Consider the following 11,695-nt stretch of genomic DNA (forward strand, 5'->3'; position numbering starts at 1 on the left):
TCGTGCGATCCGCGCCGGGTGCCACGCGTCACGCGTGGCACCCGGCGCGTCTCATGTGAGCCGGACACCCCCTAGCGGGTGCGCAGCGCGGTCGCCAGCTGGGCCCGTGAGCGTACGTCGAGCTTCTGGTAGATACGGGTCAGCCGTGCCTCCACCGTCTTGACACTGAGGAACAGCTTCGCCGCGGCCTCCTGGTTGCTGGCACCCTGGCTGACCAGCAGCGCGAGACGGGTCTCGGCCTCGGTCAGGGCCGCGGCCGCCGACACCCGCACGCCGCCCCCGTCGCCGGGAGCCGGTTCCCCGGCGAGCTCCGCCCAGGGGGCGGCCCCGGCCCGGTCGAACACCTCGGCCGCCGCCCGGAGCGCCTCCCGGGCCGGTGCGCGGCGCCGGCGGCGGCGCTCCACCCGGGCGAGGGCGAGCAGCGTACGGCCGCGTTCCAGCGGCAGCAGGAGGGCGTCGAAGCGCTGAGCCGTGGCCTCCAGCAGGTGGACGGCCGCGTCGGCGTCGCCCAGCGCGGACAGGCACAGGCCCTGGGCCCGGTCGAGGGCGGCGACGACTCCCGTACGGCCGAGGCCGAGGGCCACCGTACGGACGGAGTCGAGCAGTTCGGCGGCTTCGGCGGGCGCGTCCGCGGCGATCAGGGCCTCGGCGAGCTCTCCGTGCCAGCGCAGGATCGAGGGGTCCACGACCTGCTGGGCGGCCTCCAGTTCGGCGACGCGGCGCAGGGTGGCGACCGCCTTCGCCGCCTCTCCCGTGGCCAGTTCGACGAGGCCGAGCGCGTGCAGGCTACGGGAGAGGAAGACCTGGTCGTGCTCCTCCTGCGAGGCCTGGATGCCACGCCGGGCGTAGCCGGCGGCTCGCGCGAAGCTGCCGCCCATGGTCTCGGCCATCGCGGCGACGTACCAGGCGGGGCCGGGCGAGAGGCCCGCCTCGATGGTCAGCTCCAGGGCTCGGCGGGCGTGGGCGGAGGCGGCCTCGCACCGGCCGCTGCGCAGTTCCACCTCGGTGAGACTGCGCAGGACCTCGAAGACGTCCTCGGCGGAACCGGTGCGCTGGACGGCCGGCAGCAGGACCATCAGCTGGCGGCGGGCGTCGGCGAGGCGGTCGTCGAAGAGGGCGTGCCGGACGGCGAGGTACTGCGGTGCGTTGCGCATGCCGAGCGGCACCTCGGGCGCGGGCAGGGCCAGCGCCTCGGCCAGGATCTCCTCCGCCCCGGCGTCGCCGAGGATGCGCCCCATGCGGGCCCGTACGGTCAGGGCCATGGCCTCGGCGGTCTGGTCGCCGCCGAGTGCGGCGAGGGCGCCGGCCGCGGCCGCGGCATCGCGGGAGCGGACGGGGTCGCCGTCGCTGAGGTTGTGCTTCCAGGCGATCCGCAGCTGGACGGCGGCCTGGAGCGAGGGGTCCCCCGCGGCCTCGTCCATGGCGTAAGCGAAGGTCTCTTCGAGGGCGCCGAGGGCCTGTCCGGCGGCGTCGATCACGGCGAGCCGGGCCCGTACCCGGTCGGCGGGCGAGGCGTCGCGGGCCAGGACGGCGCGGGTGGCGCGCCGCGCGAGGTCGGCGCGGCCGGCCCAGCCGGCGTCCTCGGCGGCCGCGACGAGGCGGGCCAGTTCCTCGCCGGCCAGCCAGGACGGCGTACGTTCGGCGGCGAGCAGGCCCAGTTCGGCGGCGAGGGCCCGCTGGCCCCGGCGGCGGCAGACCGCGGCGGCCTCGGTGATCTCCGCGGCGAGCCACTGGTCGGGGGTGTCCACGGCCAGCGCGCGGTGCCGTACGGCCTGGACGGGATCGGCGACGGCGGCGGCCAGCGCCGCGTGGCCCGCGGCCCGTTCGGGCCAGCCCGCGTCGGCGGCGAGCGCGGTGGGCAGGGCGCCGGCGGTGAACTCCACGGTGCCGTCCTCCCCCACGCGGACCAGCGCGGCCCGTTCCGCCTCGGCCAGCTCGGCCTCGGCGTCGGGGCGGCCGGCGCGGCGCAGCAGGGAGGTGGTGGGACGGGAGGCGAGGGCGGCGAGCAGCAGGGTGCGGCGGGCCTGGGCGGGGACTCCGGCGAGGAGCCGGCGGGCCACTTCGCGGGCCTGGCCGGAAACGGGCAGGGGATCGGCGTGGTGGGCGCTGCAGTCACGGGCCTCGGCGGCTTCGGCGAGGGAGTGGCCCAGGGCGAGGGCGAGGCGCGGGTTGCCGCCGCTGGCCTGGTGGATGCGGCCGGCGAGGCGGGCGGGAAGGCCGTGGCTGACGAGGAGTTCGGCGACTTCGTCGGCGCCGAGCGGGGGCACGCGTATCGCGGGGACGCCGGGACCGCAGAGGGATTCGCCGACCGGGGCTCCGCCCTGGACGCGTTCGGCGACCAGGACCCGTACGCGGGGCGGGGTGAGGCGCAGGGCGAAGCGGAGCAGGTCGGTGCTCTCGGCGTCGAGCCACTGGGCGTTGTCGAGGACGAGCAGGACCGGGTGGCGGGCCGCGAGCGTACGGAGCACCTCGACGACGGCGAGGCGCAGCGCGATGTGGTCGCGGCCGGCGCGGGGGGCGTCGGCCTCGCGGCGCAGGAGGGCGATGGCGGTGCGCTGCGGGCCGGAGAGCTGGTCCAGGGCGGCGGCGGGGACGGAGGCGAGGAGGGCGGCGGCGGAGGCTTCGGGTATCCACTGGTCGGCGGCCTCGGGGGCGAGGCGCAGGACGGTCTCGTGGCGGGATCCGGCCGCTGTCGCGACGGCGCGGACGACCTCGGTCTTGCCCGCGCCCGCGGGTCCGGTGAGCAGTGCCCGGCCGTGTGTGGTCAGGGCGCGCTCGACCGCCTTGATGAGTTCGTCGTGTCCGACACTTGTGTCAGCGTGCCCCGTCGCCGCCACCACGCACAGCCACCAGCCTCTCGGTCCCCACCTGTGCCCTTCCTGTGAGAGGCGACAATACGAGGTCGGATGGCGGGCGGGCCCGGATTGTGACGCAGAAATCAGTCACGTGACCGGAAAACCCGTCGGACCTGCCGATACGAGGTGTATCAGCAGGTCCGGGGGCTCATTTGGTCCGTACTATCGATCCGTCACGCCGAGTCGGCGGCCGGATCGTCAGCCTGTCGAACCCGGGCTTCAGAAGGTGAGGTTCCAGGAGTCGATCTTGCCGGTGTCGCCGCCGGCGTTGTCGTTCACCCGGAGCTTCCAGGTGCCGTTCGCGACCTCGGAGGAGGCGTCCACGGTGTAGACCTGGTTGATGTTGTCGGCGCTGCCGCCGGCACGGTTGTGCAGGACGTAGATGCTGCCGTCCGGGGCCACGAGGTCGACCTTCAGGTCACCGATGTAGGTGTGCACGATGTTCACGCCCACCTTGAGGGTGGCCGGGGCGTTGCCGGCGATACCGCTGACGGTGATGGGGCTCTCGACGGTGCTGTTGTCGGCGATCGAGAAGTCCATGGTGTTCTCGAGGGCCGGGGTGGGCGGGGTCGAGACCACGGCGGCCACGGTCGTGGCGGCGTCGGCGAGGCCGCTGCCGCAGCCACCGGTGCAGGTGCCGGCCAGCGGGCGCGCGTTGGTCTTGATCGCGGACTCGATCTGGGCCGGGGTCAGCGCGGTGTTCGCGGACTTCATCAGGGCGGCCAGGCCCGCGACGTGCGGGGCGGCCATGCTGGTGCCCTGGTAGGGCTCGTAGTTCTCGGCGCCGGGGGTGGTGGCGCCGGTGTTCAGGGTGGACCAGATGCCGTTCTCGGGGGTGGTGATGGTGCCGGGCGTGTCGGTGGCGCGGCGGGTCTCACCGCCCGGGGCGGCGACGTCGATGACGGCGCCGTAGTTGGAGTAGAAGGAGCGGTCGCCGGTGCGGTTGCTGGCGGCGACGTTGATCACGTTGTTGCAGCTGGCCGGCGAGAAGTTGGCCGCGTCGGCGTTGCTGTTGCCGGCGGCGACGACGACGGTCGTACCGCGGGCGACGGCCGCGTTGATGGCGTTCTGGTAGGTGGCGGTGCAGGCGCCCGAGCCGCCGAGGCTCATGTTGATGACCTTGGCGGGGGTGGCGTTGGCCGGGACACCGGCGACGCTGCCGCCGGAGGCCCAGGTGATGGCGTCGACGATGTCCGAGGTGGCACCGCCGCACTTGCCGAGCACGCGGATGGGCTGGATCTTCGCCCCGTACGCGATGCCGGCGACGCCCTTGGCGTTGTTCGTGGCGGCGGCGATGGTGCCGGCGACGTGGGTGCCGTGCCAGGAGGAGTCACTGGCCCTGGAGCCGGTGCCGCACTCGCCGGCCGCGCTCCAGTCACCCTGGTCGGCGGGGTTGTTGTCGCGGCCGTTGCCGTCACGGGCGGCGGTGGCGCTGGCGATGAAGTCGTAGCCGGCGACCACGTTGGCGGCGAGGTCGGAGTGGGCGACGTAGCCGGTGTCGATCACGGCGACGGTGACGCCCGAGCCGGTGGTCGTGTCCCAGGCGGCGGGCACGTTCATGCCGGCGGTGGGCTCGAAGAGGTCCCACTGCTTGGCGTACTCGGTGTCGTTCGGGGTGACGGCCTGGGGGTAGGCGCGGGAGTCCGGCTCGACGTAGGCGACGTCCGGGTCGGCGCGGAACTGGGCCATCACGTCGGCCGCGTCGGCCGGGGCGACGGTCCCGCCGAGGTTGACCAGGGCGGCGCCGGTGCCGAGGCGGCGGTCGAACTTCGCCTTCTTGCCGGCCTTCTTGCCCTTGGCGGTGGCGTCGGCGGCGGCCGCGCTGTTCGAGCTGGCCTCGGTGGCCGAGGACTTGTATCCGACGATGAGGTTCTCGACCGGCGCGGTGGGGGCGACCATGGCGGCCGGGCCCGCGGCGGGGGTCTCGGTGGCCACGGCCACGGAGGCGGTCGCGGAGCCGGCGAGCAGGGTGACGGACATGGCCACCACGGATATGAGCCTACGTCTGGATGCGTGCACGGTGTTCCCTTTCGCGGGCCTCTTCCGGGCCAGGCCGGAGCAGCCGGTCGGTGCAGTGTGGGAGGTACCGGCGGCTGCGGGGCCCGGAGCGAGCTGGTCGAACTCGCCCCGGCCTCCGCCGCGCGCCACGTCGCCCCGGCCTCGACGGCGGGGCAGGGCAACGGCGTTCCCGGCGCTTCCCCGGGCGGCGCGGCCTTCACGCCATGTGGGGTTGGCGTGTGGACCGTTGGGCCCGAGGAAGATCGCCGGTGGGCAGACAGTAGGCAACACGGGGATGAACTGGATACGGGGAAAACCCTTGTCCGCCCCCTGCCGCTCCCCCCGGGGGCCCTCAGCAGGCCGTGAGCAGGCCCTGAGTAGACCCTGAGCAGGCGGTTCGCCCCTAGCTCGGCGGGAAGAGCCGGCGGAAGTACGTCCAGCTGGTTTCGTTCGGTTCGCTCCACTTCTCCGGGGCGTGGGCGAATTCGGGGTGATGGTCGGCGATGTACGCCCGGGTGCGTTCGGGGACCTGCGCGTACGCGTCGAGTTTGCGGCCGCGGCAGTGGAAGGTGAGGCCGCCGGGGCGCTGGCCCTGTTCCATCCAGGGCAGCCACGGGGACATCCGGGTCCAGGACATCGTCGCGGGGACGCTCACCGCGTCCGTGGTCAGCGCGGTCGCGGGTGCGAAGAACTGGAAGAGCTCCAGCGCCCGGTAGGTGTCGTCGGCGGAGTGGGCCGGGTACTCCTCGACCGGCAGGGGCGAGGGGTAGGCCAGCGGGATCTCCAGGCTGAAGCAGAGCTGGTCGCCCAGGTCCGTCACGGGGATCGGGAACGGCCGCAGTTTCTGGTTCGCCGGGTCGTTCCAGACGTGGATGACCGGCTTGTCCTGCCAGGTCTCCATGATCTCCCGGGTCCGGGGGTCGAGGTAGAACGCGGCTTCCCTGGAGAGGAGCTGGTGGCCGCCGCTCTCCTCGTCCGCGACGAGGCGGGCGACATTGAGCCCTTCGAAGCCGAAGAGGCGCCGGTAGGGCTCGCCCGGGGCCCAGGAGTGGACGTCTCCGGACCACCAGAAGGTGACTTCACCGCCGTCCAGCGAGGCGCGGGTGCGGGCGAAGGCGTGCAGGAGCTCGGCGGGTGTCGCGGCTGATGTCATACGGCCCACTGTGCGCGGTCGCCGCACGGGCGGACAAGCGGGCGCACGGCCAACTCGGGCCCGCTCCGCGGCGGGTGGCGCGGCAGGTGGGCAGCGGGCGGCGGACGGGGGGCGACCACCCTGCGGATGCCAGGTTGACGACGGTGGCGTCACCGGCGACCGTGACCGCCATGGGGAACGAACGCCGACTGCTCGCTCTCGTCATCTGCCTGGTCCTGGGCGGCGGGCTGACCGCCGCGGTGCTGGGGGCCTCGCGAGCGGCCGGTCCCCACCGGGGGCCGGCGGCCGGCCGCCCCGTGCCGTCCGATTACATGGACATACGTGACGTTCCACGCGCCGCGGCCGCCACTCCCGGCCCGGGGGCCGACGGCTCACCCGGCTCGGTGGTGGTGGACTGCGGCCGGGGCGAGCAGGGCCACTACAACGAGGACAACCTGGTGGTCTCCCCGGGCCTGCGGGCCGGCGCCCACCACACGCACGCGTACGTGGGGAACCTGTCCACGGACGCGATGTCGACGGACGCCTCCCTGGACGCGGCCGCCACGAGCTGTACGGGCGGCGACCGGTCGACGTACTACTGGCCCGTCCTGCGCCGCCTCGACCGGCCGGGCACGCGCCCGCACGAGCGCGCGGCGGGCCACGGGAACGCGGGCGAGATCCTGCCGGAGGCCTCGGTCCTGGTGGAGTTCCGCGGCAGCCCGGTGAGCAAGGTGGTGGCGATGCCGCGCTTCCTGCGCGGGATGACGGGCGACGCCGTCGGGTACACGGCGGACAGCGACGCCGACGTCCGGGCCCGCTGGGGCTGTTCCGGCTCCCCGGACCGGTCCACCACCCGCTACCCGCGCTGCCCCGCAGGGGACCGCGTCACCCGCACCCTGGTCTTCCCCAGCTGCTGGAACGGCCTGGACACCGCCAGCGCCGGGCACCGCTCGCACCTGCGGTTCCCCGCCGCGAACGGCGTCTGCCCGCCGGACACCTTCCCCGTGCCCGAACTACGCGTCTCCCTCGCCTACGAGGTCCCCGCAGGGGTGCCCGTGGCGCTCGACTCCTTCCCCGAGCAGCGGCACAGTCCGAAGACCGACCACGCCATGTTCGTGAACGCGATGACCGACCGGCAGATGGCCGCGGTCGTCGACTGCCTCAACGAGGGCCGCTCCTGCCGGAACTGAGTGACGCGGGTCACGTGAACCGGGTGCGCTCCCCCGGCGTGTTCCGACCGCACCAGGTAAGCGAGGAAGACGGAGAGGGTGAGATGGCCGGACCACTGTGGCCCCGCGCTCGGCGGGGCTCGACCGATGAGGCACTGATCAAGTCGGTGTACGAGGAGCACGGTCACGCCCTGCTCGCGTACGCCACCCGGCTGACCGGGGACCGGGCCGCCGCCGAGGACGTCGTCCAGGAGACGCTCATCCGGGCGTGGCGGCACTCCGAGGTCCTGGTCAACGGAAAGGGTTCGGTACGCGGCTGGCTGCTCACCGTGGCCCGCAACATCATCACCGACCGCTACCGGGCCAAGGCCGCCCGGCCGCCGGAGGTTTCCGGCGCCTCGGCCACTCCCCCGGTGGAGGCGGACCACGCCGACTCCGTGGTGGACAGCATGACGGTCCTGGGGGCCCTCGACCAGCTGTCGCCGGAACACCGGGACGTCCTGAAGGAGTTGTACTACCGACAGCTCAGCGTGGCGGAGGCGGCCGACAGCCTCGGCATTCCGGCGGGTACCGTCAAATCGCGTTCGCACTACGCGCTCAAGGCCCTGCGCGACGTCTTCCAGAACGACGGTCCCAAGGACAGCAGCTCCAGACAAGGCAAACGATCGGGCAGGCCGCCCCAGCAGCCCGCCGGACTGCGTGAGGTGGTGGCATGAACCTGCAGCGGCACGAGGAGGAACTGCTCGGCCCGTACGTGCTCGGCGTCCTGGACGCGGAGGAGGTCCGCCGGGTCGAGGAACACATGAGCGGATGCGTGCGGTGCCGCGAGGAGGTGGCCGCGTTGCGCGAGATGGAAGCGGCCCTGGGTGAGGTGCCCGGGGAGGCGTTCCTCGACGGGCCGCCACAGGGCGGCGACCTGCTGCTCCAGCGCACCCTGCGGCAGATGCGCGGTGAGCGGGCCGGTGTCCGGCGCCGGCGGGCCGGGCTCGCGGGACTGGCCGTGGCGGCCTCGCTGGCGGCCGTGTTCTGGGCCGGTACGCAGCTGGGCACGGGCGATCCGGGATCCGTGGCCCTGCCGCTGCCCCCGTCCCCGACCGCTTCCGCGGTCCCCTCCCAGCCCGTGCCCGGGACCCGGGTGCTGTCCGCGACCGATCAGACCACGGGCGCGCGGATGACCGTACGGATGACACCCGCGACGAAGTGGGTGCGGCTGCACGCGGCGGTCACGGGAGTGCCGCCGGGCGAGCGGTGCAGGCTGGTCGTGGTCTCCGAGGACGGTACGCGCACGACCGCCGGGGGCTGGGTCGTGGGCGGGCAGGAGAACGGCGAGGGCAAGGGCGCGTCGCTGGACGGTTCGGCCGCCGTGGACCCCGCAGACGTCAAGGCGATCCTGGTCGAGAACGAGGCGGGCCGGGCGTTCGTGTCCGTACCGGCCTGAGCGGAAACGACCGGCACTACCGGCACCACCGGCACCACCGGCACGTGACGGAGCCCGGGAGCATATCCAGCTCCCGGGCTCCTGTTTGCCACCCAATTGCGCACACCGGCACGTTTAAGAGTCGCGGATCATTCTTAGATCGACGTGTTCTACCTTTGAACTACCGCGCCATGAGGAGAGGCGCAGAAGGGACTTGAACCCCTATCCATCGATGGTCGTCCACGCTCGGTCGATCCGGTGTTCGGCGGCGAATACTGAGACTGGAGCGAGAATCTGAGATTGACGGGGCCGCCTCTACCAGGCTTGGGCCACCCCGGCTCGTAGGGCCGGGGGAGGGATTCGAACCCCCAACTGACACCCCTGTTCAGCTTCGACATTCAGTTTCAGCTTGCGCTCTCGCGCACCCTCCGCAGACATACGGAGGGCGATCTCGGGGCTACCTGAACAGGTAGCCGAACACCGCGTCGCCGACCCGCTGGTCGGTGACCTCGGCGCTGTTGGCCTCCTCGCGGGCGAACTTGACGGCCTGCTGGAGCTTCTCCACGCGGTCGAGCAGCTCGTTCACCCGGCGGGCCGGGAGCGCGCCGGAGAACTTCACGGTCGTCCAGTACCCGACCGGGACGTCCTCGTAGTAGACCTCGACCTGCGCCGGGTGCTTCTCGGTGGCCTCGGCCTTGACGTGGTTGCGCGGCACCTTCTTGGTGCGGATCGTGCGCACCGGGTCCGTCTTCCAGGAGTCCGTGGACGGGTCCAGGTTCCAGGACTCGGAGGCGTCCAGCACCGGCAGCTTCCGCACGAAGGTGTGCAGGTCCGTGAGCTGCTTCTCGAGGAAGAGCAGGTACGGCACGGGCACCTGCGCCAGCAGGACCGTTCCGTCCACGACCACGTCGGCGGCCGCGGTGCGGTTCGCCCAGTCCTTGGTCGCCGTCACGTCGAACAGTCGCGTCAGCGTCCCCGCCGTCGCCCGCAGCACGTCCTCCGCCTTGACCTGAACCCGCGTGGACTCGGGCGGCAGCTGCTCGCCCTCCTCGTCCTTCGGCTGGTAGGTCCGGGAGATGCCGGCCAGCAGGGCGGGCTTCTGGACGTCGTGGTGAGCCTGGGTGAGCTCCTGGAGGGACTTGGACTTGACGCCCTTTTCCACTGCGATGATCTGATTCAGCTTCGGCACGCGATCAACCTAGCAGCCGCTTGTCCGATCATTCACCCGGGTTTCCCCTGCCCGCGGCGGCAGTTGCCCGCGCTCCGGAACCACGCGCCGCGCCTGGTCGTCCCGACAAGGAAGCGCACACGCGGACCGATCATCACATTGCGGTCCATGACATCCTGTGACGTCACAACTCGCCGGACGGTATCGGCGGACGTCCGGGGAATATGGGGAAGGTCGATGAGGCTCTGCTTCCTGGTGGAGGAGCACTACCGCCACGACGGCATGCCGAACGAGGTGATCGGGCAATTGACCGCGTGGGGGCACCAGGTGGACGTGGTGCGCCCGGGCGGCTCGCTGCTGCGCATGACCGAGGCCGTCGACTCGGGTGCGCACGACGCCTGGGTGCTCAAGACGGTCTCCGGCGGCCCGGGGCTGACCTTGCTCGAAGCCGCGGCCGCCGCCGGGATGACCACCGTCAACGACGCCCGGTCGATCCGGGGCGTACGGGACAAGGCGCTGGCCGCCGCCATCGGGCGCGACCGGGGGCTACCGGTGCCGCCCACGTACGCGGTGGCCTGCCCCGAGCTGCTCATGGAGATACCGGTTGCCCAGTACCCGCTCGTCGTCAAGCCCGCCGACGGCAGCTCCGGGCGGGCCGTGCACCTGGTGTCCTCGCCCGAGCGGCTGGAGTCCATGCTCCCGGTGCTCGCGGGCGAGGGCATGCTCATCGCCCAGCCGTACGTGCCGAACCCGGGCACGGACCTCAAGGTGTACGGGGTCGGCGGGGAGCTGTTCGCGACCGAGCGCTGTTCCCCGCTGCACCCGGACCCCTCGGTGCGGGAGCGCCGCGTGCCGCTGTCGGCCGAGGTGGCGGCGATCGCCGCCCAGGTGGGGGCGGTCTACGGGCTGGACCTGTACGGGGTGGACGTGCTGCTCGGCCCGGACGGGCCGGTGGTCGTCGACGTGAACGACTTCCCGAGCTTCCGTCAGGTGCCGGACGCGGCGGCGCGGGTGGCCCGCGCGGTGCTGGGACTGGCGCGGGCGGGCGGCGCCCCGGCGCGGGCGCAGGCGCCCCTGCCGCGGCCGTACGCGCTGCCCCTCTCCCTTCCGGTGCAGGTCCCGGTGGCGGCGGTCGACGGCGCATGAGGATCGGCCTGATCACCCCCGAGCCCGGGCACCCGCTGCTGGCGGACACCGCCGCGCTGCTGGCTCCGGAGCATGCCGTCGAAGCGCTCGACCCGGTCGCGCTCGGGGACGCGCCGCTGCCACTGGCCGATGTGTACCTGCTGAAGTCGCGGACGCCGCACGCGCTGGGCCTCGCACGGTCCCTGGAGGGGCGGGGAGCGGTCGTGGTGAACTCGGCAGCCGCCACCTCGCTGTGCCAGGACCGGACGAAGATGGCGGAGCTCGCCCTGCGGGCCGGGCTGCCCTTCGCCGCCACCCGTACCGTCGCCTCCCTCTCGGCGTGGGCGTCCGCTGCCCGGCTTCCCGGCCCCGTGGTGGTCAAGAGCCGGCGCAGCCGCCGGGGCGATCTCGTCGCCCGCGCCGACGACGCCGTGGCGCTGCGGGAGTTGGCGCGGGCGTGGCCGCGGGAGCCGGTCGTGGTGCAGGACTACGCGCCCAACAGCGGCTGGGACCACAAGCTGTGGGCCATCGGGGACCAGGTCTTCTCGGCGCTGCGCCGTTCCGAGCTCTCGCCCGGCGGACGGGGCCCCAACCAGCCGCTGGCCCTGGGAGAACTGCCCGCCGGATGGGCCGATCTGGTGCGCGAGGTGGGCGCGGTGTTCGCGCTGGACGTCTACGGCGTGGACATCATCGACACCGGCGGGGGGACGCCGCTGATCGTGGACGTCAACGCCTTCCCCGGCATCCGCGGCCAGGCCGGCGCCCCGCAGGCCCTGGCAGCGCTGGCGCTGCACCGGGCCGCCGGACGGACCCGCGCCACGGGCTAGGACG

Annotated in this window: 9 protein-coding genes; 5 read left to right on the forward strand and 4 right to left on the reverse strand. The window is 73.2% G+C overall.

Going from position 1 to position 11,695, the window contains the following annotated elements; genetic code table 11:
• Nucleotides 1-71 precede the first annotated feature (71 nt).
• The 3 genes from ACZ4TV_RS14260 to ACZ4TV_RS14270 all read right to left on the reverse strand — a co-directional run bounded on the left by ACZ4TV_RS14260 (nucleotide 72) and on the right by ACZ4TV_RS14270 (nucleotide 6,006).
• Complete coding sequence (locus ACZ4TV_RS14260) at nucleotides 72-2,840, reverse strand: helix-turn-helix transcriptional regulator (protein ID WP_468134284.1); 2,769 nt, start codon at nucleotides 2,838-2,840, stop codon at nucleotides 72-74.
• A gap of 234 nt (nucleotides 2,841-3,074) precedes the next feature.
• The gene (locus tag ACZ4TV_RS14265) at nucleotides 3,075-4,835 is read right to left on the reverse strand and encodes a S8 family serine peptidase (protein ID WP_468134481.1); all 1,761 of its coding nucleotides are present in this window, start codon (nucleotides 4,833-4,835) and stop codon (nucleotides 3,075-3,077) included.
• 421 nt (nucleotides 4,836-5,256) lie between these two features.
• On the reverse strand, nucleotides 5,257-6,006 hold the full coding sequence (locus tag ACZ4TV_RS14270; protein ID WP_468134286.1) for a DUF1838 family protein: 750 nt from the start codon (nucleotides 6,004-6,006) through the stop codon (nucleotides 5,257-5,259).
• A 170-nt stretch (nucleotides 6,007-6,176) separates the two neighbouring features.
• Between ACZ4TV_RS14270 and ACZ4TV_RS14275 the strand changes: the two genes are divergently transcribed.
• The 3 genes from ACZ4TV_RS14275 (at nucleotide 6,177) to ACZ4TV_RS14285 (ending at nucleotide 8,592) form a co-directional block, all read left to right on the forward strand.
• Nucleotides 6,177-7,175: a DUF1996 domain-containing protein gene (locus ACZ4TV_RS14275; RefSeq protein ID WP_468134288.1), complete on the forward strand. Its 999-nt coding sequence runs from the start codon at nucleotides 6,177-6,179 to the stop codon at nucleotides 7,173-7,175.
• Between the two features lie 83 nt (nucleotides 7,176-7,258).
• Nucleotides 7,259-7,870, forward strand: a complete 612-nt coding sequence (locus ACZ4TV_RS14280; RefSeq protein ID WP_468134290.1) for a sigma-70 family RNA polymerase sigma factor — start codon at nucleotides 7,259-7,261, stop codon at nucleotides 7,868-7,870.
• Nucleotides 7,867-8,592 carry an anti-sigma factor gene (locus tag ACZ4TV_RS14285; RefSeq protein ID WP_468134292.1) on the forward strand — a complete coding sequence of 242 codons (726 nt, stop codon included), beginning with the start codon at nucleotides 7,867-7,869 and terminating at the stop codon, nucleotides 8,590-8,592. The genes ACZ4TV_RS14280 and ACZ4TV_RS14285 overlap by 4 nt, the downstream gene beginning before the upstream one ends.
• 436 nt (nucleotides 8,593-9,028) lie before the next feature.
• On the opposite strand, the gene ACZ4TV_RS14290 is transcribed toward ACZ4TV_RS14285, so the two are convergent.
• A complete protein-coding gene (locus ACZ4TV_RS14290) occupies nucleotides 9,029-9,760 on the reverse strand; it encodes a DUF7873 family protein (protein WP_468134294.1) in 732 nt (243 codons plus the stop codon).
• Nucleotides 9,761-9,976: 216 nt separating this feature from the next.
• Between ACZ4TV_RS14290 and ACZ4TV_RS14295 the strand changes: the two genes are divergently transcribed.
• Both ACZ4TV_RS14295 and ACZ4TV_RS14300 read left to right on the forward strand, forming a co-directional pair.
• On the forward strand, nucleotides 9,977-10,885 hold the full coding sequence (locus ACZ4TV_RS14295; RefSeq protein ID WP_468134296.1) for an ATP-grasp domain-containing protein: 909 nt from the start codon (nucleotides 9,977-9,979) through the stop codon (nucleotides 10,883-10,885).
• Nucleotides 10,882-11,691, forward strand: coding sequence for an ATP-grasp domain-containing protein (locus ACZ4TV_RS14300; protein ID WP_468134298.1), 810 nt, complete (start codon nucleotides 10,882-10,884; stop codon nucleotides 11,689-11,691). The genes ACZ4TV_RS14295 and ACZ4TV_RS14300 overlap by 4 nt, the downstream gene beginning before the upstream one ends.
• Nucleotides 11,692-11,695: the final 4 nt, after the last annotated feature.

It is taken from the genome of Streptomyces sp. NPDC028910, from assembly GCF_055564955.1.